Consider the following 25,037-nt stretch of genomic DNA (forward strand, 5'->3'; position numbering starts at 1 on the left):
GAGGGTTGGAGGTGAGGGAGAGTATATTTTTAAATACTTTCATCTACGGATTCTACTCTTACAAAAGTAGGAAATAAAATAAATATAGGAGAATTAAATAAATATTATTAAGATTGGTATTTGCTAATAGAATGAATAACTTATCTTTGCAGATTATTTAGACACCGATACTTTTAACACTGATCATAATTAATTAGGTTTATACGAATATAATTTAACGATAAATGAAGAAAATTAGTCTCATCCTATTTTTTATTTCTACCATCTTAGTAGGGGCAAATGCCCAGTCAAAAGGTAGATTGTGTGACTTTGGGATCACTTTCGAAATTAGTAATAATGCGAGTTGGGGATATGGAGAACCTGTAATTCTTTCGGTTGAACCATTCTCTCCTGCTTCTAAAGCGGGTTTGCAAGTGGGCGATGTTATAATGGAAGTAAATGGTTCTGCAACCTACTTGAGGAATTATCCTACTATAGCTTCTTGGCTTTTTGATGCTACGACATCTGATATCAGATTAACAGTCCGAAACGTAGATACTTACTTTAAAGAGCATGAAATACAACGCGATTGCAAAAGTGTAAGTGCACTGAGCGAATTTCATTTAGCAGATGCCTATGCTTTCTATAGTCTCGAAGATACGAATGAACGTTCATTTTCGCTACCGCTAAAAGTAGAACCTAATACAAATGTTGATTTTTCAGATTATCATACTTTTGATTTTCTAAAAGAAGAAACTTCCGTACCTGATGTTGATTACTATATCAATAGTCAAATTGAAAAAGCTTTAATCGATAGAGGATTGGTTAGAAGTTCTCAGGATCCTGATATTATTGTTCAGACTTATTACACATATCAGCCTAATCTGAAATACAATACTACAAATAAAAGCAAAAGCCTGTATTCATGGAGATATGATAGTGAGACTAAAGAAATGGTAAAATTGCCTATTTTGTCTGCTGATGATACGAATGCGGAAGCTAAGGGACAATATATACTGGAATTAGGGGTTCGCTTCTTCGACAGAAAGTATATTAATAAAGAAAAGATGACTCAAATATGGGATTGCCGTTCAAGAGAATTCCTTACCGAGGATTATGACATTCAGGAATATGCCAGAATGCATGCACCTTTACTGATGATGCAATACCCATACTCATCAGCTAAAAATACAGCTAAATATGTTGTGAGTAAAAAAGGATTTAATTACACCGGGTTAAATTTTGACTCTAAAGATATTGCGGTTGTTACGGATGTGGATGCTAATTCGCCTGCTGCTCTGGCCGGAATTAAAGCCGGTGACCGTATCTCGAAGATAGGCAAGATCAAATTCGACTATAATAATTCTGATCTAGAAAAAGGATATAAGCGTTTTATTGTAGAATCGATGCCTCTAAGAAACCCTAAAACACGCTTTATAGATGCTAACGGTTTCCCCGATTGTATGTACTGGAGTATTAACAGATATCCGGAGATCGCAGAATTATTTAAGAAAGAGAGTATATATACGCCATGTTTTAGTTATCTTTACGCCTTCAATAAATATGTGTCGGGAGCTAATCCTCCAAAAACGTTAGATATTGAAATAAAGAGCCAAGGACAAAAGAAGCATGTAAAAGTGACTCCTCAGGTTCAACGGTCAGTTGTCATAAAGGCACTTTAAGTACCCGAAGTTAAATTAAAATAATATATAACTTGGTGAGTAACATTAATCTGCTGCTCACCATTTTGAATTTAATATGATTACAGTTTCTAATTTAGGAATCCAGTTCGGTAAGAGAGTTTTGTTTCAGGATGTGAACTTGAAGTTTACACCGGGCAATTGTTATGGTATCATTGGAGCCAATGGTGCAGGTAAATCTACTTTCCTGAAAATATTGAGTGGAGAAAAGGATGCGACTCACGGTTCTTTCTCTTTAGCTCCAAACGAGCGTATGTCGGTTCTGTCTCAGGATCACTTTGCTTATGACGATCAGACTGTTATGGATACAGTACTGCAAGGGCATAGTATTCTTTCGGAAATAATGAAAGAGAAGGATGCGTTGTATGCAAAAGAAGATTTCACGGATGCCGATGGTATCAGGGCATCGGAGTTGGAAGAGCGATTTGCTGAACTCGAAGGCTGGAATGCTGAAAATGATGTTGCCAGTTTGTTGAGTGGTTTAGGTATCAAAGATGAATTTCATCAACAAATGATGAGGGACATGAGTGGTAAACAAAAAGTAAGAATCTTACTTGCCCGTGCTCTATTCGGAAATCCTGATAACTTACTATTAGATGAGCCTACCAATGACTTGGATATTGAAACCGTAATGTGGTTGGAGCAATATTTATCGAATTTCGAAAATACGGTTTTGGTAGTATCTCACGACCGTCACTTTTTAGATTCGGTTTGTACGCATACTGTTGATATTGATTTTGGTAAGATCAATATGTATGCAGGTAACTATAGTTTCTGGTACGAATCGAGCCAATTAGCTTCACGTCAGCAAGCTCAACAAAATAAGAAGGCTGAGGAGAAGAAGAAAGAGCTTGAAGAATTTATCCGCCGATTTAGTGCGAACGTTGCTAAGTCGAAACAAACTACCAGCCGTAAGAAAATGATAGAGAAGCTTAATATCGAAGAAATTAAGCCTTCGTCGAGAAAATATCCGGGAATTATATTTACTCCTGATCGTGAACCGGGAAATAAAATTTTGGAAGTTAACGGTCTTAGTAAATCTATTGAAGGTGTGAACCTTTTCGATAATATCAGCTTTAATGTTGAGAAAGGTGATCATATTGTTTTCTTATCGAAAGACCCAAGAGCAATGACTGCTTTTTTTGAAATTATAAATGGATATGATACTCCCGCACAAGGAACTTTCGAATGGGGACAAACCATAACAGAAGCATATCTTCCACTGGATAATTCAGAATACTTTAAAATAGATCAGAATCTTGTAGACTGGTTAGGTCAGTTCTCGGACGATACCAGTGAAATATATCTGAAAGGATTTTTAGGTAGAATGTTATTCTCAGGAGAAGAGGTTTTGAAGAGTGCAAAGGTGCTTTCAGGAGGCGAGAAGATGCGTTGTATGATTGCTCGTATGATGATGAAGAATGCAAACTGTCTTGTGCTTGATTCACCAACAAATCACCTTGATTTGGAGTCTATCCAGGCTTTCAATAATACATTGAAACAATTTAAAGGAAATGTATTGATGTCTTCTCATGACCACGAGTTCATACAAACCGTATGTAATCGTATCATAGAGCTTACTCCTAACGGAGCTATTGATAAGCGTATGGATTATGATGATTATATTATCTCTCCTGAAATAAAAGCATTAAGAGAAAAAATGTATAGCTAAGGTTGTAGATCCTTTTATAATCTTAGACAACATTTCAATACAATGCAAACAATGGTCTGTGACTAATGTTAAAGTCCCGAATAAATATTTATTCGGGATTTTTTTGTTCGTTAATCTTTAAGTATATCTATGAGAGCGCTGTGGATTTCTCTGAATTTAAACTGATATCCGTTTTGCTCTAGTTTTTGAGGGATAGCTCTTTGTCCGTCTAAAAGAAGGGTCGAGGCTTCTCCCATAAATAAAGAGATAATTGCTGCCGGAACTGTAAATAAACAAGGTCTATGCAAAGTATTGGCTAAACTTTTAGAAAACTCTTTATTGGTAATCGGTGTAGGAGCAGTCATGTTGATAGCTCCTTCGATCCGAGCTGTTTCTAATATGTATTTTATAATGGAAACTACATCTTTGATATGTATCCACGAAATATATTGATTTCCGCTTCCAAGGATACTGCCTGCTCCAAGTTTGAAGATGGGGAGTATTTTTGCTAACATACCTCCTTCTGTGGATAGTACAATTCCTGTTCGCAAAAGGCATACTCGGGTTTTATCGCTTTTAGCCTCCATGGCGAAAGCTTCCCACGACTTGCATAGCTTGTTTGTAAACTCTTCATGGGATTCTGTATCCTCCGTAATTATGGTATCTTCTTTGTTGCCATAATAACCAATAGCTGATCCCGAAATAAATATTTGTGGTGGATTTTCTCCCGCTTTTATCAGTTGGGTTAGCTTTTTGGTTATTTGCCAACGGCTTTGACAAAGTCGCTGTTTTTGTATAGCTGTCCAACGTTTAGTGGCGATTGGCTCGCCAGCCAGATTTATTACAGCATCATATTCATCCAATGAAGTTAATTTTTCAAGCGAGTCGCAATATTTTACATGACTGCCTAATATAGCTTCAGCTTTCTGTATATTTCGGCTCAAAGCGGTAATTGTGTGACCTTCCAGTAAAAGATCAGGAATAAGTTTGCTTCCTATTAGGCCGGTTCCTCCTGTGATAAATATATTCATAACTAATTCTTTATAAAACGAACACTTATATAGGGTTTTATGTTCTACAAGAGAAAGAATAAAATCGCAGACTTTTTATTATTAGGTGTATTTAAGGAACGATGGCTTCTGATTAAAAAATGTGCAATTACAAAAACAGACCAATATTTGATATGAAGAAAAAACTACAGATTCTTATTCCAATTCTCATTTGCTTCTTTGTGGGGTTCATTGGAAGCCGTTTTCAAACAGATGCTATTAGTAATTGGTATCCTTATTTAAATAAACCGGATTTGACTCCTCCTAATATTGTATTTCCTATAGCTTGGAGTATTCTGTACATATTTATGGGGGTATCTGTCGGATTAATTCTAAATTCGAATAGCCGCAAAAAAAGATATTTTGTGAAAATATTCCTTTTGCAATTATTCCTGAACTTTACATGGAGTATTTCCTTCTTTTATTTCCAAAGCCCGGTTGCCGGTTTGCTTAATATTGTTTTGCTTGAGATTGTTATTATTTACTATGCTCTTAGTGTATATCCTATTCGCAGAACAAGTTCGTTTCTTTTTGTGCCCTATATCTTGTGGGTAAGCTTTGCTTCTTATCTTAATTTTTATATTCTGTTGTATAACTGATGGTTATATTCGAATTTGTGATATTGGGGTAATTTCTTCACTCTTTCGAATTTATCCCGGTTTTTATACTTGGCTACAATATTTATGGAGGCAATAAAAACGCTTATATCCTTAATATGCTTTTATTAACAGAAATAACTACCTTTGTGGCATTAAAATGGATTTTAAGCTATGGAGTATAATTTCAAAGAAATAGAAAAACGTTGGCAGGACTTTTGGGTTAAAAATGAAACCTATAAAGTGAGTGAAGAAACCAATAAGCCTAAATACTATGTCCTCGATATGTTTCCCTATCCATCGGGAGCAGGTCTGCACGTAGGGCATCCTCTGGGTTATATTGCTTCAGATATATATGCCCGCCACAAACGTCTCCAAGGCTTTAATGTTTTGCATCCTATGGGGTACGATGCTTATGGATTGCCTGCAGAGCAGTATGCTATACAAACGGGACAGCATCCGGTAATTACAACCAATCAGAATATCAACAGATACAAAGAACAATTGGATAAAATAGGCTTCTCTTTTGATTGGAGTCGTGAAATCCGCACATGTGAACCCGAATATTACAAATGGACTCAGTGGGCATTTATTCAAATGTTCAATTCATATTTCTGTAATGATGAGCAACAAGCTCGTCCTATTGACGAATTGATTGAGGTTTTTGGATCTCAGGGGACAAAAGACATGAATATCGCATGCAGTGAAGTATTATCCTTTTCTGCGGAAGAATGGAATGCAAAATCAGAAAAAGAACAACAGGAAATATTATTGAATTATCGTATCGCTTATTTAGGTGAAACGATGGTTAACTGGTGTCCTGCTCTGGGAACTGTATTAGCAAATGATGAGGTTATCAACGGACTTTCGGAACGTGGTGGCTATCCTGTAGAGCAACGTAAAATGCGCCAATGGTGTTTGCGTGTTTCTGCATATGCTCAACGTTTGTTGGATGGACTTGAAAAAATAGATTGGACTGACTCAATCAAAGAAACTCAGAAAAACTGGATCGGAAGATCGGAAGGTGCTGAAATGAAATTCAAGATACACCGCCCCCTAGCCCCCTCCAAAGGAGGGGGAATAGAATTACCTCCAAATTATACTACTAACAAGCTGGACTGGCATTCTAATATAGATAATGCTAAGGAAATGCGATCTAACCCAACTGAATATGAGTCGATTCTTTGGGAAGCTCTTCGTAATAAGGGAATTGGTTATAAATTTAGGAGGCAGCATTTAATAGATCAATTTATTGTCGATTTTGTTTGTCTTGAAAAAAGTGTAATAGTTGAAGTGGATGGTAAATATCATAACGATCCCAATCAGCAGGAATTAGATAATCAAAGGTCAGAAATATTAAGAGACTTAGGATATAAAATAATCAGATTTACGAATGATGAAGTGGTCGTAGACTTTGATAAAGTAGTATCAACGATAAAGGCTTTCTGCGATCAGCAAGTCTCTTCCTTTGGAGGAGATTTAGAGGAGGTGTGCGTCTTCACCACCCGTGCCGATACTGTATTTGGTGTGACTTTTATGGTACTTGCTCCTGAAAGTGATTATGTGCCACAATTAACAAGTGCAGAACAAAAAGCGGAAGTTGATGCTTATTTAGCTGCAACTAAAAAACGTACAGAGAGAGAACGTTTAGCGGATAAAAAAATATCGGGTGTGTTTACAGGGTCGTATGCTATCAATCCGATGAACGGTAAAGAAATACCCATCTGGATTTCAGACTATGTACTTGCCGGATATGGTACAGGTGCTATAATGGCTGTGCCTGCACACGATAGCCGTGACTACGCTTTTGCAAAATATTTCAGTTTACCTATTATTCCTCTTGTTGAAGGATGCGATATATCGGAAGAAAGCTATGATGCCAAAGAAGGTATTGTAACTAATTCTGATTTCTTAAATGGCTTGACAGTAAAAGAAGCTATTGAGAAAGCAAAAGAATATATCAAAGAAAAGAATTTGGGTCATGTAAAAACCAATTACCGCTTGCGTGATGCTATATTCTCGCGTCAACGTTATTGGGGAGAGCCTTTTCCTGTGTATTACAAGGAAGGTTTGCCTTATATGTTACCTATTGATAAATTACCCCTAGAATTACCCGAAGTAGATAAATTTTTGCCTACTGAAACAGGTGAGCCTCCATTAGGGCGTGCAACCAATTGGGCTTGGGATACTGTGAATGAAAAAACAGTATCTGTTACCGAAATAAATAATACAACTATCTTCCAATTGGAATTGAATACTATGCCCGGATTCGCAGGATCTTCTGCATATTATTTGAGATACATGGATCCGCATAATGATAAGGCTTTGGTTTCAAAAGAATCCAATGAGTATTGGAGAAGTGTCGATTTATACATTGGAGGAACAGAGCATGCTACAGGTCACTTGATTTATAGCCGTTTCTGGAATAAATTCTTATATGATATTAATGTATCGTGTGAGGATGAGCCTTTCAAGAAGTTGATTAATCAGGGAATGATTCAGGGGAGAAGCAATTTTGTGTATCGTATCAATGGTACAAATAAATTTGTGTCTTTAAATCTGAAAGATCAATATGAAACGACTTCTATCCATGTTGATGTGAATATTGTAGATAACGATGTTCTGGATGTTGAGAAATTTAAAGCTTGGCGTCCTGATTATGCTGAGGCTGAATTTATATTGGAAGATGGTAAATACATTTGTGGATATGGCGTAGAGAAAATGTCTAAGTCATTACATAACGTTGTAAACCCCGATGATATTGTTGAAAAATATGGTGCTGATACACTTCGTTTATATGAAATGTTTCTAGGGCCATTAGAATTATCTAAACCTTGGGATACAAATGGTATCGATGGGGTACATAGGTTTTTACGCAAACTTTGGTCTTTATTCTATAAAGGAGAAGAATTTGTTGTTGTGGATGAAGCTCCAACGAAAGATGAATTAAAAGCTCTTCATAAATTAATCAAGAAAATATCTTTTGATATTGAGAATTTCTCATTCAATACATCTGTATCCGCTTCTATGATTTGCGTGAATGAGCTTACTGCTCTTAAATGCAGTAAAAAAGCAATATTAAATGAATTAGTTGTTCTTTTAGCTCCTTTCGCTCCTCATATTGCAGAAGAACTGTGGCATTCATTAGGAAATACAACAACCGTATGCGATGCTGTATGGCCTCAATGCAATGAAGAGTATTTAGTTGAAAGTGTAATTAACTACACCATTTCCTTTAATGGTAAAGCACGCTTTACAATAGAATTTGCTGCCGATGCAACAAATGAGGAGATTGAGAGCACGGTATTGGCACATGCCAATTCTGTAAAATGGTTGGAAGGTAAGACACCTAAGAAAGTAATTATTGTACCTAAGAAAATTGTAAATATTGTACTCTGACAAAATAGAATATGCCGAAAAAATATCTTAAAGAGTTTTACTGGAGAGACTACGTTTATATTACATTGGGTCTCGCCTTGTATGCAATAGGCTTGGTTGGTTTCATTAAACCACAGGGTATTGTTGTCGGCGGATCTACAGGTATTGGTCTGGTTATTGAGTATGCGACAGCCATCCCTTTTCAGTATACCTATCTGTTTATTAATAGTATTCTTTTTGTTATTGCACTTAAAGTTTTAGGACTTAGGTTTATGATAAAAACCATTTACGGGGTGCTTACTCTAACTCTGCTTATAACCATTTGTGAGAAAATAATTAGTGAACCATTTGTAGAGAATGAACCTTTACTTTCGGGTTTGATAGGTGGTATTATATGCGGAGTAGGTGTCGGTCTCGTTCTTAGTGTAAATGGAAGTACAGGAGGATCGGATACACTTATAGCGATTATAGGTAAGTATAAGAATATCTCTTTTGGACGCGGAGTCCTCCTTTTTGATTTTGTAGTTATTTCATCTTCATTCTTTATTTTCCACGATTATCAAAAAATTGTAGCCGGACTCATTGTATTGGGTGTTATGTCGTACGCTATGGATATGGTCATCAATGGCTCGAGGCAATCGGTGCAATATCTTATTATATCCGAGAAATATGAGATTATTGCTGATGCTATAAATAAAGAATTACATAGAGGCTGTACGTTATTGGAGGGAATGGGATGGTACACGAAAAAGTCAACCAAAGTTATTTTAGTTCTTGCCAAACGTAGTGAGTCTATTGAAATGTTTCGGCTTATAAGAAGTATTGATGAAAAGGCCTTTATCTCGCAAAGTACTGTTCGTGGAGTATATGGCGAAGGGTTCGACAAAATAAAAGGATAAATAATGATAGTAAAGGAGGCATACTGTAAGAACTGTAATACTCAAGTGACAGATAACTATTGTGCGAGGTGTGGACAACCCAGCAAGACTTCGCGCATCGACCGACATTATCTTTTGCACGAAATTCAGCATAGCATATTGCATGTAGACAAAGGTATATTATATACAATCAAGGAATTGCTTGTAAGACCCGGATATACAATAGAGAGATATTTAGATGGCAAAAGAATAGAGCATTTCAAACCTTTTGCGTTTGTGCTTATGGTAGCCGCTATTTACAGTTTTTTAGTTCATTTTTTTCAAGCATACCCGGGAGAAACTATTGAAGTGGATCAGACTAAAGGTCTTTTCAATTCTATTTACTCTCATTACTCTTTATTCCTTTTAATAAGCATACCCTTGTTTGCTTTGTCGTCCTTTCTTGTCTTCCGAAAAAAAGGTTATAACTACATAGAGCACCTAATAATAAATTCATATATAGTAGGTATAAGGATATTTATATCAATCATATCTTATCCCATATATTATATGTTTCCCTCCGTATCCATTTTTTGGATAATTAATATTTTATCTATTTGTTATAATATTTGGGTGCTGACCCAACTGTTTAAAACTAAGAATTGGGTTTTGACATCTATGAAAGCCTTATTTAGTATATTATCAGTGATGATATTTGGCACTTTCATAGCAACTGTGATATTAATATTATTTTTTTTAAAATGAAATGTTTCGGCTTATAAGAAGTATTGATGAAAAGGCCTTTGTCTCGCAAAATATTGTCCGTGGGGTATATGGTGAAGGTTTCGATAAAATCAGGTGATATAATTAAATATTCAGTGTAAAATATATATATGGAATTTCAGAGTTATATGTTTGTTCAAATTGCTTTTTTTATAGGAGTATTATTATTCTTATATAAGGAAATGACCGTAGCACAAAAACTGTCGGATCGAACTGAAAGGAAACAGTTTTATTTACTTCAGTTTATATTATTTATAGGGGTTTTTGTCCGATTGTTCAATCTCTCTTATCCCGACGGTGTTTTTATTGATGGGGCTCAGGGAGCTTTTGATTCTTGGTGCTTGGCAAATTTCGGGATCGATAGTAATCTCGCTTCGTATCCTGTATACCTTAAGTCATGGGGGACAGGACAAAGTGCATTATATGCCTATTTTGCTTTACCTTTTATAAAGGTATTTGGTTTGTCGGCAGAAGCATATCGTTTACCAATGTCGCTAATCGGTTGCTTTACCCTTTTGTTTTTTTATTGGACTTTACGAAAAACACAAAAAAATAAACTGCTGGTATTCTGTCTTGCAGCTTTTCTTGCAATAAATCCATGGCACATAATTAAATGCAGATTTGCCGTAGATTGTAATATCTTTCCTGATCTGCTTTTTATTGGTATTTGTTTTATTATACTAGCCTGTTACTCAACTTTTAGCCGTAAACAATCGCTGTTTTATATTATTGGTTTTGGCATTATTTCATTTAGTGCTTATGGATATGCCGTGTCCTGGTTTGCTTTACCATTCTTATATCTTCTCATGTTATGGTATTTGTTTAAAGCAAAAAAAATAGATAAGAGCACGGGTATAATAAGTGTTGTGACCTCATTTCTAATTGTTGTTCCATTACTCTTATTTGTTTATGTTCTATTTTTTGATGGAGATCAATTCCAAATAGGAAAAATGACTATAACAAAGTTAAGCACAGGGAGGCATGAAAGCACTACATTGCTGGGAGCAGAGAATGTACTTTCGGCCTTTCTGAAGAATATAAAGGATATGGGGCGTTTGCTTATTTTTGGTGTTGATAATATGTCTACAAGCACACTTCCTGTATATGGTGAATTTTATAATGTAATTTCGTTGCCATTCCTTGCGTTTGGTATATACAGACACTGGAAGTTAAAAGATAAAGAACCTGTTTTTGTTATCTTTTTTATTTGGCTCGTTTCTTGTTTTTTAGTCGTTTTATTGGTTGCGCCTAATGTTAATCATTGGAATATATTATGGTTCCCCATTACAGCTTTTACGGCTTACGGGATTCATCTGTTTGCAGAAAAATCGAAAGAAAACCAAATTTTATTTTTCTCAATCTACAGTATTATATTTGCCGTGTTTTTGTATACGTATTTTGATAAGAGGATATATAATCCATTTAATTCTTATACATTTAAGGATGAGATTATATTTTCTCAGGAACAAAATCTGGACAAAGTATATTACCCTCGTGATATGCAACATCCTTTTATCCTTTTCTATAAACCTGTTGCTCCCCTTCAATTTGCAACAACGTTGGATCGTGATTCGATAACACTTCGTTATAAATCTTATGATAATGTTATATTGGGGCTTCCTGAGCATATAGAGCCTAAGCCTAAAACAGGCTATCTTATTCCGAACGATTTGTTGAAGTATATCGATTTGTCTCAGTTTAAGATCAAACGAGGGAAATATTATTATTCGTTTATCTGGAATGATTGAATGGATATACATAATAAAAATATCGTTCTTACAGGAGCTTCGTCAGGAATTGGTTTGGCTGTTTTGAAACTTTTACTTGATTATAAAGGTGTGAGAATCGTAGCCGTAGCACGACATATTGAAACTATTCCGTCTATAGACGGAATAGTTTTTCCATTTTCGGCAGACCTAAGTAATAAAAGAGGTGTTGATAGTTTATTTGAATACGCTCAGTCGGTTTTTGTTGAGATTGATGTTTTTATAGCCAATGCAGGATATGCCTTTTTAGAAAAATTATCCAATCCGGATTGGAAACATACCGAAGATATTTTTGCGTTGAATACGTTCTCTCCAATTTACTCTTTGCAGAAATTCGCAGAATCCGGTACGAATAAGCCCAGATGCTTTGTTGGTACTATTTCGGCGGTAGCACAAGTTCCTTTGCCATATTACTCATTGTATTGCTCTACGAAAGCTGCTCTGCATCAATTTATAGAGGCATTCAGATACGAAGCTGCTTCTGATTTGCAGGTGATGGCTGTGTATCCGGTAGCTACACGAACTGCTTTTTTTGAAAAAGCAGCGAACGGAAAGCAACCTCTTATTCCTTTTCTTTCACAAACTGCAGAAACTGTTGCGAAAGCAATTGTAAAAGGAATAGAACAGGATAAGAAGCGAGTGTACCCCTCCTTTTTGTTTCGTATATTTAAACTTTTCGGGGGAATTTTTCCTTTTATATTCCCTTTATATTCAGCCTTGGAGAAAAGAAAAGTGGATAAAAGATACCACTTATGATATATTGACTAAATTTGCAGTCTGTTGCCATAGACCTGTCTGTTATTTTGCGGATTTTTGTTAAGTGTTTAATTCTGTGGTGTTTGTTTAGGTGTTTTCTAAAATAAGATAATATAAAGAATGGAGTTTCAAAATTATATGTTCGTTCAGATAATCTTTCTGTTGGGAGTTTTGTTATTTCTGGGCAGAGAAATTTTTCTTGCGAAAAAGAGGTTGGATTTAGTTGAAAGGAGACAGCTTTACTTCCTTCAATTGATACTATTGATAGGAGTTTTGGTTCGAAGTTTTAATTTGCTGTTGCCATATGGCTCGTTTATTGATGAACCGATGGGGGCATACGACTCTTGGTGTCTGGCAAATTTTGGCGTTGATAGTAATCTGGCATCCTATCCGGTATATCTTAAATCATGGGGAACAGGACAAAGTGCTCTGTATGCTTATTTAGCGCTTCCTTTCATAAAGTTATTTGGTCTTAGCGAAGAAAGTTACCGTTTACCAATGTCTCTGATTGGTAGTTTCGTTATACTCTTTTTTTACTGGACATTAAGGAAAACACAGAAGAATGTACTTTTGGTATTTTGCCTTTCAGCATTCTTGGCTATAAATCCGTGGCATATTATGAAATGCCGATTCGGGTTGGACTGTAATATATTTCCGGATATTTTACTTATCGGTATCTGTTTCATCGTGCTAGCGTATAATGCAAGGACTCAAGCAAAACAATTTATATCTTATCTGCTGGCTTTTTCTTTTTTATCCATAAGTGCCTATGGATATGGTGTGAGTTGGTTTATGTTGCCGTTTTTGTTTGTTTTTCTTCTCTTCTTTTTAATAAAGAAAAAGAGAATTAGCACACAAGCTTGTATTGTTAGTTTAGTGGTTTCTTTATTAATTGTTTTTCCTTTAATCTTGTTTGCATTTTCGTTGTTTACAGGTGGAGAACAATATCAGATTGGTTTTATTACAATAACTCAACTGGAAGCGGGCAGACATAATGCGACCACTATTTTCGGAACAACAGATATCTATCAGACTTTAATAGATTATTTAAAAATCTCATTTAAAATATTTGTATGGGGTATTGACGGGGTAAGGTTGAATTCATTTTTTCCATATGGTGTGTTTTATAATATAATTTCATTACCGATGTTTATTATTGGATTGTATTATGGGAAAAAAGAAAAAGATCTCTTGAGTATATTGTTTGGAGCAATTCTAATATCTTCTATACCGATTGTTTTATTTGTCGAACCTTCTGTCTGGCATTGGAATGTGCTTTGGTTTCCTGTTATTTATTTTACTGGTTTGGGTATTTATAAAATTTGTCAGAATAAACTATTGCAGTGGACTTTTTTATGTATTTATATTACGCTGTTTTCGAGTTTCATATATATGTATTTCGATAAAAGAACATATGTTCCTTTCTATTCATATAACTTTAAGGAAGATGTTAAATTTGTTCAGACCTTAGATGTTGATAAAGTGTATTATCCGGCGGAGATTAATCATGCTTATGCCTTGTTCTATGCTCCGGTGAGCCCTTATATTTTTGCCAAAACAAGGATCGATGAAGGTTGGCCTATTAAGGTTGCTAAATCTTATGGCAATGTTGTAATCGGATTACCTAATGAGATAGTGCCTACACCTAAAACAGCCTATGTTATTCCTAATGATTTATTGAAGTATATTGATCCTGCTGAATTTAAGATAAGACGAGGAAAACATTATTATACAGTTATTTGGAATGATTAATCAGTATCAATAACGAAATATTGTTCTTACAGATGCCTCTTTGTAGAATGGTTTGGCTATTTTGAATCTTTTCATGATATATAAGCTGAAGTTGTAGTCTGTTCGTCAGAAACTTAAGAGCATGGATTTTATATTACTTTGGCAACAGATAACAATAGCGATTTACCTTTATGAGAATAATACATAGTTGGGATTACTTATAAACAGTTAAGCGATTTGGCGACAGATAAGACAGATAATAAATCATATAAGCAAATTCTGAAATCGACAAGTGTTTTTGGCGGTTCACAGATTATAACTATTCTTATCGGTATAATCCGGAATAAGATTTTGGCTATTCTGTTAGGTGCTGCCGGTGTGGGATTGATTAGCATATACCAATCTACATTGGACATGATTAAATCTATGTCGAGTTTAGGTATCGAAACTACAGGTGTACGAGAAATTGCTGCTATCCATGAAGATGACAAGAGCCGGCTCTACCATATCATATCAATAATAGACCGTTGGGCATTAATCTTTGCCACATTGGGAGCAGGCATTTGTTTAGTTCTTTGCTACCCTATTAGTTTGTGGGTGTTTGGAGACTCTTCTCATTCTTTTGAATTCGCATTGCTTTCCATTTCTATGTTTTTTACTATTCTGGCTGCCGGACAAGCGGTTGTTCTGCAAGGGCTTAGAAGGATATCATATATGGTAAAATCTGCCATTCTTTGGAATACTCTTGGCTTGCTTATTTCAGTGCCTCTGTATTATTTTTACCGTTTAGATGGAATTGTCCCTGTGTTTATTATTGTAAGTATTGCCATGTTTTTAAGTGCATACTTCTACAGGAGAAAGATCGATCTGGAATCCGTACCTGTATCTTTTGACCAGCTAAAAAAGAAAGGTGCTTCTGTGTTGCGGGTAGGTATATTTATTGTTTTGGCTTCCATTCTGACCTCCTTTAGCTTTTTCCTTGTCAGAGCTTTTCTTTCCAAGAATGCCGGACTGGAATCGATAGGGTTATTTCAGGCGGCATGGACTATAACCAATGTTTATTTGATGCTGATACTGAAGTCAATGGGTTCCGATTTTTATCCCCGTTTATGTGCTATTATCGCAGATAATACAAAAACCAAACTTTTGATAAATGAACAGACTTATATAGTTCTCATAGTGGCTGTTCCTATGATAGTTTTATTGTTATTATCTTCTAAGGTCGTTTTATCTTTATTATACTCTTTTGATTTTGAGAATGCAGCCGCCATTCTCAACTGGCAGATTTTAGGAACTTTCTTTAAGGTCTTGTCATGGCCTTTGGGTTTTATTCTCCTGGCTAAAGGAAAAGGACTTATCTATTTCTTTTCGGAGACTTTATTTCTTCTGATATATATAGGAAGTATGTATTGTTTATTTCCATTCTATAATTTCGATTCGGTTGGTATGGCGTATCTTATCGCTTACTCCCTATATTTACCTTTGGTATTTGTGTTAGGACGAAAGTTAAGCCGTTTTGAATGGACTAATGAAAATCTTACAATAGGTTTTATTAGTTTTATTCTAGTTTTATTAGCTTTTTGTATTGTTAAATATGCACCAAATTATATTATCATTGCAGGAATACCTCTTTGGGTGTTGTCACTTCTGTTTTCGTTGTATAAATTGAATAAGGTTTTTCGTTTGAAATCTTTATCAGGTTTGTTCAGTAAGTAGTGTGGTGATAAATATTTTACAGCAGTTCTAATTAGTCATAACTCAAAACATCGTACTTTTGTCTAAAATAGATAAACTCCATATGCTTAAATATTCAATCACGAGTGTGAGAAAAGACGTGATCCGTAATTTAATATTAGTCGTGTCCGGTATAATTGTTATATCGTGTGCGAGTATCGGGTCACCTTCGGGGGGCGATTATGATTTTGATCCGCCTAAGGTTCTATCGTCAACGCCTCAGCCTAATCAGACATTCGTGAAAAGTGGCAAAATCCAAATTGTGTTCGATGAGCTTGTGCAAATCGAAAAACCGATGGAGAAGGTGATCGTAACACCTCCTCAAAAGAATTTCCCTATAATTCGTGCTCAAAATAACAGGGTAATAGTCGAATTAAAAGACACGTTAATTGCTAATACCACTTATACCGTTGATTTTACGGATGCTATTGTCGATAATAATGAAAAGAATGCATTGGAGAACTTTGCTTTGTCTTTTTCTACAGGAGAGATTGTAGATACTCTCTCTATCTCGGGTAAAGTGCTCTCCGCATATAATCTGGAGCCTGTATCGGGAATGTATGTGGGTATACATTCCGATTTGTCGGATACGGCATTCACTAAATTGCCATTTAAGAGAATTTCGAGAACTAATGAGTTAGGTCGATTTACCATAAAAGGTATAGCTCCCGGAGAATACAAACTATACGCCCTGGATGATGTAAACAGAGATTATAAATATGATAATCCGGCTGAGGCCATTGCCTTTTTAGAGACCATTATTGTACCAACGGTTCAAGGGGCTGTTCGCGAGGATACTATTTTCAATAAAGATTTGACAGTTGATACTATACGTACCGTAAACTATACGAAGTTTTTACCGGATAATGTTGTATTACGGTCTTTTACGTCGGATTTCAAACGACAATATTTGCAAAAACATGAACGATTAACAGACGATATAATTTCTATTTATTTTGGATCAGCTACAGAAATGCCGAAAATTGAACCTTTGGATGTTCCATATGGAATATCGGAATGGACGGTACTCGAACGGACAGCCGGTAATGATACTTTGAAATTCTGGATAACAGAAAAGGCTATCGCTGATATGGATACTATAAATTTGAAAGTGTCTTATAATAAGACCGATTCTTTGAATTTATTACAATCCGTAACTGATACGTTGAAATTTATAAACAGGACTAAGAAAAAGACACCTCCTAAAGACGAGAAAAAGAAAGGTAAAGAGCCGGAAATAACATTCTTAGCTCTTACTACTAATATTGCTCAGACTTTTGATGTATACAGAAATATTGATATTGAATTTGATTTTCCGGTAAAGGATTTCGATAAGAGTAAAATCCGTTTAGGCCTCAAAGCTGATTCCACATATTCGGATGTAAATTATATCCTGAAACAGGATACTTTAAACCCTCGTAAATATCAGCTGCAACATAAATGGAGATTCGGAGAAGAATACCGGTTTGCAGTAGATTCGGGAGCAATACATAGTTATTCCGGATTATGGAATGATAGATTGGAGGCTCTTTTTAAAATAAAAAAACTGGATGAATACGGATCATTTATATTCTCCATGTCGAATTTGCCGGATAGTGTACCTGCTTTCGTCGAATTATTAGATAAATCGGATAAAGCAATGTATCAGGCGCCGGTCAAGGATGGTGCTGCATCTTTCGAGTTTATTAATCCCGGGATATATTATGCGCGGGCCATAGTGGATAATAATGGAAACGGAAAATGGGATACCGGAGAATATTCGGAAATGAGGCAACCCGAGATGGTGTATTATTATTCTAAGGCTCTTGATCTTAAACCATTCTGGGAGATAAAGGAGTATTGGGATGTTCTTTGGGCACCATTGGATAAGCAAAAACCGTTGGATATCACCAAGAATAAACCGAAGGATGACGAGAAACGCAAGAAAGCGATGGAGCGTAGAGATGCCCAGAACGAAAAAAGAGAATCTCAACAAAAATCGAATAGGAATAATGCAAATGGGATGAATCAAAACCAGAATCAGAATACTGGTGCTAATTATAATCAATCGTATTGAAAATAGAAACAGAAATTTACAACAGACAATGAAGCTATTAAATAAACTGACAATTTTATTGGCAATGTCGTTATTGACGATAACCAATGCGTCGTCGCAGTGTAGTGTTGATAATAAATACTTTGATGCAGGCGAACAATTAAGCTATGACCTTTATATAAAATTTGCGGCTACTATTAAAGGTGGATATGCAACACTGTCTACTCAAAATATAAAATATGCGGGTAATGATGCATATAAAATGACTCTGATCTCGGAATCACAAGGATTTGCCCGAAAAGTATTTGAATTAAGCGATACTCTGGCTTGTTATACAACAAAAGGGATATTGCCATTGGCATACTTCAAGGATGCACATGAAGGAGGCGACTATACTAAAGAACGATTAACGTACTCATACCCGGGTGGTAATGATGTGAAGATTCGTGCCATACGACATAAAAACGGAGATTTCAAATTTGATGAGACTCTTAGCTTTTCGGGTTGTACCTATGATTTGATGAGTGTCCTTTTCTATGCTCGTACTCTGAACTATCCGCAGATGAAAATTGGAACGGAGACAAAAGTCAATTTTGTAACAGGGAAGTCAAAAGTGAGTATGCGAATTGTATACAATGGAAAAGAGGCTGTAAAGGCTAATGATGATAAGAAATATAATTGCCTGAAATTGACACTATACATTCAAGATGATGCTTTTGATGGAGGTAAAGAGGCTATGAAAGTATATATTACCGACGATAACAATCGTATGCCTGTTAAATTAGAAACAAAACTAAAGGTCGGCTCTACCCGTGCAGTCTTGAAAAGTTATAAAGGGGTTAAGCATCCTGTAAATATTGTAAAATAAGATAATACAGATTTTTAGAGCTTTATCCATTTTCTATTTATAGAAAAAAGTTGTAAAAAAATTCTATCTTTGTAAAGAATACTTGGATAACTAATAATAAGTATTTTTGTAACATTTCAAGAAATAACTATCAGTTGCAATTATACTTACCCAATTAACAAATAGGTCTGAGACCTTAATAAGAACAATAACAATTTATGTCAAAAGAATTATTGCCCAATTTACCATACTTGGTTGCAGACATTAGTCTGGCTGACTTCGGTAGAAAAGAAATAGAGATAGGTGAGCATGAGATGCCGGGTTTAATGGCTCTTCGTGAAAAATACGGAGATTCTAAACCTTTGAAAGGTGCTCGCATTATGGGATCGCTTCACATGACTATCCAAACGGCGGTTTTGATAGAAACATTGACAACGCTGGGGGCAGATGTTCGCTGGTGTAGTTGTAATATATTTTCTACGCAAGATCATGCTGCTGCTGCAATAGCTGCGTCTGGTGTTCCTGTATTTGCTTGGAAAGGCGAAACATTAGAAGAATATTGGTGGTGTACCGAGCAGGCTCTTAATTTCCCCGGAGGTAAAGGTCCTAATTTGATTGTTGACGATGGAGGTGATGCTACATTGTTGATTCATTGGGGATTCAAAGCCGAAGATGATGCTAAAACAATAGATCGTAAAGGAGGTAATCACGAAGAACAAGTTATTCTTGATACTCTAAACAAAATCTTAAAAGAAGATAGCCAGAGATGGCATCGTACAGTAGCCGATTGGAAAGGAGTTTCGGAAGAAACAACTACAGGTGTACACCGTCTTTATCAGATGATGGAGCGTGGCGAATTATTGATTCCTGCTATCAATGTAAATGACTCGGTTACTAAATCGAAATTCGATAATCTGTACGGATGTCGTGAATCATTGGCTGATGGTATCAAACGTGCTACGGATGTAATGATTGCCGGAAAAGTTGCCGTTGTTGCCGGTTATGGTGATGTCGGTAAAGGTTGTGCGCATTCATTACGCTCATACGGAGCTCGTGTGATTGTTACTGAGATCGATCCTATTTGTGCGCTACAAGCTGCTATGGAAGGTTTTGAAGTGACAACTATGGAAGAGGCTGTAAAAGAAGGTAATATTTATGTAACTACAACTGGTAACAAAGATATTATTACAATAGACCACATGAAAGCCATGAAAGATCAGGCTATCGTTTGTAATATCGGTCACTTCGACAACGAAATACAAGTAGATAAGCTGGTTACTTTTGCAGGTGTTAAGCATACAAATATTAAACCTCAGGTAGATAAATATACTTTCCCAACAGGTAATTCGATATTCTTATTGGCAGAAGGTCGTTTGGTTAATTTAGGTTGTGCAACAGGTCACCCCTCATTTGTGATGAGTAACTCATTTACAAACCAAACATTGGCTCAAATAGAATTATGGCAAAAAGATTATGCAGTAGGTGTATATCGTTTGCCTAAGCATTTGGATGAAGAAGTTGCACGTTTACACTTAGCTCAAATCGGTGTTAAGCTGACTAAACTTACCCCGGAGCAAGCTGCTTATCTGGATGTGCCGGTAGATGGTCCATTCAAGGCAGACCACTATAGATATTAATTCTGTTTTATAATATAGAAAGCCGCCGGATCATATTTGATCCGGCGGCTTTTGTTTTGTAAATTGTTATATTTGTTTCCAGCTAATCTATGTATAACGATACAATTTACTTTAAATATGACATCAATTAACATTAAGCGTGTTTATGAAGACTTCGACGAAAGTGATGGTTTCAGAATTTTAGTTGACCGTTTGTGGCCAAGAGGTGTAAAGAAAGAAAACCTGCATTATGATCTTTGGGCTAAAGATATAACACCTTCTTCTTCACTTCGTAAGTGGTATCACCAGAGCATTGATAGAAATTGGGAGGCATTTGTTATTGCTTATCAGAAAGAGTTGGCTAATGCGCCTGACATGCGTACCTATATTGATGAAATAGAACTTCACCCTATTGTAACGTTATTATATGCGGCTAAAGATCCTGTGCATAATCATGCAATAATTCTCAAAAAATATTTGGAGACTCTGTTGCAAAGTAAAAGCTGATATAATTGGTGAATAAGTAGTCTGTATTTAAAGGAGGTTTTTCTAGATCTCTTTTTTTGTGTTCTAAAATGTTCGAATATTCAATTTTTCTTATTGTTTGCTTTAACATAATTAAACAAAATTGCATATCACTATTTTATCCCTTTATTTGCAGGACATCTTACTGTATATAGTACAATATACTCGCTATTCTTATTGTTTATCGTACAATATACAATAAATTGTGTTTCAAATATTTAACTAGATATTATATTCGTATATGTTTTGTGGTTGAAGTTATTTTGTATATTTGTTCAAGCCTAATCATATAGATATAACTTTTAGTTTAAGATATACCATGAAGACCAATTTTATACATACCTATGTCTCTGTTGATTGTGTTGTCTTTGGTTTTGACGATGAGCAATTGAATATACTTTTGGTTCAGCGTAACAACATAGATGAGAACGATCCTAAAAGATTAAAACTTCCCGGTAGTCTTATTTTTGATAATGAAGATGTTGATGATGCAGCTTCGCGTGTCTTGTACGAACTTACAGGCATAAGACGTATGACTTTGAAACAGTTCCGTTGTTTTGCTGCACCCGACAGGGCGAGTAACCCTCAAGATATAAAATGGCTGGATCAGGCATACAAGCCCGATATTGACAGACTGATAACTGTAGCTTACTTTTCGCTCTGTAAAATTGGAAGAAAACTTAACGTAAGCAATATAACTAAATATAAAGCAGTAGAGTGGTGCCCGTTGAGCGAACTTCCCGATATGCCATTTGACCATAATAAAATAGTTGAAGCCTCTTTAATTGATATACGCCGTTGGATTGAAACCGATCCGGTTATCGTATTCGATTTACTCCCTCAAAAATTTACGATTAGCCAATTGCATCGCCTGTACGAGTCTATTTATAATAAGAAAATTGATATTCGTAATTTTCATAAAAAAGTGGCTACTATGACTTATGTTCTGCCTTTGGCTGAAAAACAACTAGGAGTATCACATCGTGCAGCACGTTATTATAAGTTCGATAAAAAAGCATACAATAGATTGAAAACAAGCATCTAAATATGCAAACCGATTTCCTTACTTAATACTGATAAACAAACTGGTCTGTGACCTTAATAACCATAAACACATAAAATATATGTATCTATTAGGATATGACATAGGTAGTTCTTCTGTGAAAGCCTGCTTGGTTGAAGCTGCTTCGGGCAAGATAATAGCTTCGGATTTTTATCCGAAAGAAGAAATGAAAATTACAGCGGTTAAACCGGGTTGGGCAGAGCAAGAGCCCGAAGAGTGGTGGGACAATCTGAAAAATGCCCATCAATCAATCATGTCAAAATCGGGCATCAAGGGTGAGGACATCAAAGCGATAGGTATCACATGGCAGATGCATGGATTGGTACTTGTTGATAAAGATCAGAAAGTACTTCGCCCTTCTATTATCTGGTGCGATAGCCGTGCGGTTCCTTATGGGGAGAAAGCTTTCAATGCTATAGGACACGAAAAATGCCTTTCTCATCTACTTAACTCTCCCGGAAATTTCACTGCTTCTAAATTAGCTTGGGTGAAAGAACATGAGCCCGAGATATTCCAAAAGATAGATAAATTGATGCTTCCCGGTGATTATATCGCCATGAAACTATCGGGTGATGCCGTTATGACTATCGAAGGATTGTCGGAAGGTATGTTCTGGGATTTTAAGAATAAATGCCTGTCGGAGGATGTCTTGAATTATTACGGGATACCTAAAAGTTTTTTTCCCGAGATCAAACCTATATTCGGACTTCAAGGCGAAGTTTCAGCTACGGCAGCAAAAGAACTTGGCTTGAAACAAGGTACTCCAATTACATACCGTGCAGGCGATCAACCGAATAATGCACTGTCCTTAAATGTGTTCAACCCCGGTGAAATTGCATCTACTGCCGGAACTTCGGGGGTAGTTTACGGAGTATTGGATCAATTGGATTATGATAAAAAATCGCGTGTAAATACATTTGCACACGTCAATTATACCGAAGAGCAGACCCGTCTGGGTGTTCTCCTTTGTATCAATGGTACAGGTATTCTTAATTCATGGTTAAGACGAAATCTGGCATTGGACGGATTGTCTTATGGTGATATGAATAATCTGGCAGCACAATCGTCCATAGGGGCTAACGGTGTATCTATTATACCATTCGGTAATGGGGCAGAACGTGTTTTAGAAAACAAAGAAGTGAATTGCTCTATTCACGGAATCAACTTTAATGTTCATAATAAATCCGATTTATTACGTGCAGCTCAGGAAGGAATTGTCTTTTCATACGAATATGGTATGGAGATTATGAAAGAAATGGGTATGAACATCCATCTTATAAGAGCAGGTTATGCCAATATGTTTTTGAGTCCTCTTTTTGCACAGACTTTGGCTAGTGTAAGTGGTGCAACTATCGAACTGTTTAATACAGATGGGGCTGCGGGTGCTGCTAAAGGTGCAGGTATGGGAGTCGGAATTTATGCTTCTAACGATGAAGCTTTCGGTTCTCTTGAGAAACTATCAGTTGTGGAGCCTGAGTTAGATAAGACGAGTCAGTACAGAGATGCTTATCAACGTTGGAAAGAATTAATCAAATAAGGCTTTAAACCTAATAGATAAGAAATTAATCATTTAAATATTACAAAAATCTAGATCATGGAAATTTTAAAAGGAAGTAAAGAGTTTTTCCCAAATATCGGAAAAATCAAATTTGAAGGAAAAGAAAGTAAAAATCCACTGGCGTTTCGTTATTATGACGAAAAACAAATAGTAATGGGCAAGTCTATGAAAGACTGGATGCGTTTCGCTATGGCTTGGTGGCATACATTGTGTGCTGATGGCGGCGATCCGTTTGGCGGCCCCACTATTCATCATCCTTGGAAAAACGGTGCTGATGCACTTAGCCGTGCTAAATATAAAATGGATGCAGGTTTTGAGTTCATGACTAAAATGGGCTTCGGTTTTTATTGCTTCCACGATGTGGATTTAATTGAGCCGGGCAACAATTGGGTGGAGTACGAAAAAAATCTTCAGGCTATTGTAGAATACGCTAAAGAGAAACAAGCGGCTTCGGGTATCAAATTACTGTGGGGTACTGCCAATGTGTTCAGTAACGAACGCTATATGAATGGGGCGGCTACAAACCCTAATTTTGATGTGGTTGCATGCGCAGGTACTCAAATCAAAAATGCGATTGATGCTACTATTGCTCTTGATGGTGCAAATTATGTATTCTGGGGAGGACGCGAAGGTTATATGAGCCTTTTGAATACAGATATGAGGCGTGAAAAAGATCACTTGGCTCGTATGCTTATTATGGCTCGTGACTATGCTCGTAAACAAGGTTTCAAAGGAACATTCCTTATCGAGCCTAAACCAATGGAACCAACTAAACATCAATACGATTTTGATACTGAAACAGTAATTGGTTTTATCCGTCATTATGGTTTAGAGAATGATTTCAAAGTAAATATCGAAGTGAATCATGCTACATTGGCAGGACATACTTTCGAACACGAATTACAAGCAGCTGTTGATGCTGGTCTATTAGGTAGTATCGATGCTAACCGTGGAGATAATCAAAACGGATGGGATACAGACCAATTCCCTATCGACTTGTATGAATTGGCTCAAGCGTGGTTAGTAATGCTTCCTGCGGGTGGTGTTGGTAACGGCGGTGTGAACTTCGATGCTAAAATTCGTCGTAACTCAACAGATGCCGAAGATTTGTTTATCGCTCATGTATCGGGTATGGATACATTTGCACGTGGTTTGTTGATTGCTGCCGACGTACTTCAAAACTCAGATTATACAAAAATGCGTGAAGCTCGTTATGCTTCATTCAATGGCGGTAATGGTAAAGCATTTGAAGATGGAAAACTGACTCTGGAAGATTTACGCACTATTGCTCATAAATCGGGCGAGCCTGCACAAATCAGTGGTAAGCAAGAGCTTTATGAAGCTATTGTAAACATGCATATCTAATAATGATTTAAAATAAACAAGCAAGACCAAAGGAGTCTTGCTTGTTTA

18 protein-coding genes and 1 pseudogene are annotated in these 25,037 nt (G+C 36.2%); 18 read left to right on the forward strand and 1 reads right to left on the reverse strand.

The genetic code is table 11. The features are described 5' to 3' along the window. The first annotated feature begins 224 nt into the window (after window positions 1–224). Both CLV62_RS04390 and CLV62_RS04395 read left to right on the forward strand, forming a co-directional pair. Window positions 225–1,661, forward strand: a complete 1,437-nt coding sequence (locus tag CLV62_RS04390; RefSeq protein WP_110309577.1) for a PDZ domain-containing protein — start codon at window positions 225–227, stop codon at window positions 1,659–1,661. A gap of 76 nt (window positions 1,662–1,737) precedes the next feature. Beyond that, window positions 1,738–3,351: an ABC-F family ATP-binding cassette domain-containing protein gene (locus CLV62_RS04395; RefSeq protein WP_110309578.1), complete on the forward strand. Its 1,614-nt coding sequence runs from the start codon at window positions 1,738–1,740 to the stop codon at window positions 3,349–3,351. Window positions 3,352–3,461: 110 nt separating this feature from the next. Here the strand turns inward: CLV62_RS04395 and CLV62_RS04400 are convergent, their stop codons facing one another. After that, complete coding sequence (locus tag CLV62_RS04400) at window positions 3,462–4,361, reverse strand: TIGR01777 family oxidoreductase (protein ID WP_110309579.1); 900 nt, start codon at window positions 4,359–4,361, stop codon at window positions 3,462–3,464. A gap of 152 nt (window positions 4,362–4,513) precedes the next feature. On the opposite strand from CLV62_RS04400, the gene CLV62_RS04405 reads away from it, so the two are divergent. The 16 genes and pseudogenes from CLV62_RS04405 to xylA all read left to right on the forward strand — a co-directional run bounded on the left by CLV62_RS04405 (window position 4,514) and on the right by xylA (window position 24,989). Next, the gene (locus CLV62_RS04405; RefSeq protein ID WP_110309580.1) at window positions 4,514–4,978 is read left to right on the forward strand and encodes a TspO/MBR family protein; all 465 of its coding nucleotides are present in this window, start codon (window positions 4,514–4,516) and stop codon (window positions 4,976–4,978) included. 171 nt (window positions 4,979–5,149) lie between these two features. Continuing rightward, window positions 5,150–8,374 (forward strand): leucine--tRNA ligase, encoded by a 3,225-nt coding sequence (gene leuS, locus CLV62_RS04410; RefSeq protein ID WP_110309581.1) that lies wholly within the window; start codon window positions 5,150–5,152, stop codon window positions 8,372–8,374. An 11-nt stretch (window positions 8,375–8,385) separates the two neighbouring features. After that, the gene (locus CLV62_RS04415; RefSeq protein ID WP_110309582.1) at window positions 8,386–9,252 is read left to right on the forward strand and encodes a YitT family protein; all 867 of its coding nucleotides are present in this window, start codon (window positions 8,386–8,388) and stop codon (window positions 9,250–9,252) included. A gap of 3 nt (window positions 9,253–9,255) precedes the next feature. Beyond that, window positions 9,256–9,975, forward strand: a complete 720-nt coding sequence (locus CLV62_RS22335; RefSeq protein WP_110309583.1) for a DUF3667 domain-containing protein — start codon at window positions 9,256–9,258, stop codon at window positions 9,973–9,975. Next, window positions 9,974–10,072, forward strand: a pseudogene (locus CLV62_RS04425) (DUF2179 domain-containing protein); the annotation flags it as partial. The gene CLV62_RS22335 and the pseudogene CLV62_RS04425, both read left to right, overlap by 2 nt. Before the next feature lie 31 nt (window positions 10,073–10,103). Next, window positions 10,104–11,741, forward strand: coding sequence for an ArnT family glycosyltransferase (locus tag CLV62_RS04430; protein WP_110309584.1), 1,638 nt, complete (start codon window positions 10,104–10,106; stop codon window positions 11,739–11,741). Further along, window positions 11,742–12,515, forward strand: a complete 774-nt coding sequence (locus CLV62_RS04435) for an SDR family NAD(P)-dependent oxidoreductase (protein WP_110309585.1) — start codon at window positions 11,742–11,744, stop codon at window positions 12,513–12,515. Window positions 12,516–12,635: 120 nt separating this feature from the next. After that, window positions 12,636–14,267 carry a hypothetical protein gene (locus CLV62_RS04440; RefSeq protein WP_110309586.1) on the forward strand — a complete coding sequence of 544 codons (1,632 nt, stop codon included), beginning with the start codon at window positions 12,636–12,638 and terminating at the stop codon, window positions 14,265–14,267. A 216-nt stretch (window positions 14,268–14,483) separates the two neighbouring features. Then, the gene (locus tag CLV62_RS04445; protein ID WP_170120012.1) at window positions 14,484–15,962 is read left to right on the forward strand and encodes an oligosaccharide flippase family protein; all 1,479 of its coding nucleotides are present in this window, start codon (window positions 14,484–14,486) and stop codon (window positions 15,960–15,962) included. An 82-nt stretch (window positions 15,963–16,044) separates the two neighbouring features. Continuing rightward, a complete protein-coding gene (locus CLV62_RS04450; protein ID WP_110309588.1) occupies window positions 16,045–18,036 on the forward strand; it encodes an Ig-like domain-containing protein in 1,992 nt (663 codons plus the stop codon). Window positions 18,037–18,064: 28 nt separating this feature from the next. Beyond that, window positions 18,065–18,883 carry a DUF3108 domain-containing protein gene (locus tag CLV62_RS04455; RefSeq protein ID WP_110309589.1) on the forward strand — a complete coding sequence of 273 codons (819 nt, stop codon included), beginning with the start codon at window positions 18,065–18,067 and terminating at the stop codon, window positions 18,881–18,883. A gap of 197 nt (window positions 18,884–19,080) precedes the next feature. Continuing rightward, window positions 19,081–20,499 (forward strand): adenosylhomocysteinase, encoded by a 1,419-nt coding sequence (gene ahcY / locus CLV62_RS04460; protein WP_110309590.1) that lies wholly within the window; start codon window positions 19,081–19,083, stop codon window positions 20,497–20,499. A 117-nt stretch (window positions 20,500–20,616) separates the two neighbouring features. Next, window positions 20,617–20,985 (forward strand): DUF488 domain-containing protein, encoded by a 369-nt coding sequence (locus tag CLV62_RS04465; RefSeq protein WP_110309591.1) that lies wholly within the window; start codon window positions 20,617–20,619, stop codon window positions 20,983–20,985. Window positions 20,986–21,322: 337 nt separating this feature from the next. Next, complete coding sequence (locus tag CLV62_RS04470; RefSeq protein ID WP_110309592.1) at window positions 21,323–22,048, forward strand: NUDIX hydrolase; 726 nt, start codon at window positions 21,323–21,325, stop codon at window positions 22,046–22,048. Window positions 22,049–22,127: 79 nt separating this feature from the next. Next, window positions 22,128–23,603 (forward strand): xylulokinase, encoded by a 1,476-nt coding sequence (locus CLV62_RS04475; protein ID WP_110309593.1) that lies wholly within the window; start codon window positions 22,128–22,130, stop codon window positions 23,601–23,603. A gap of 57 nt (window positions 23,604–23,660) precedes the next feature. After that, the gene (gene xylA, locus CLV62_RS04480) at window positions 23,661–24,989 is read left to right on the forward strand and encodes a xylose isomerase (RefSeq protein ID WP_110309594.1); all 1,329 of its coding nucleotides are present in this window, start codon (window positions 23,661–23,663) and stop codon (window positions 24,987–24,989) included. Window positions 24,990–25,037: the final 48 nt, after the last annotated feature.

This window comes from Indolivaga alginatilytica (assembly GCF_003201355.1).
Taxonomy (GTDB): Bacteria; Bacteroidota; Bacteroidia; order Bacteroidales; family Dysgonomonadaceae; genus Dysgonomonas_A; species Dysgonomonas_A alginatilytica.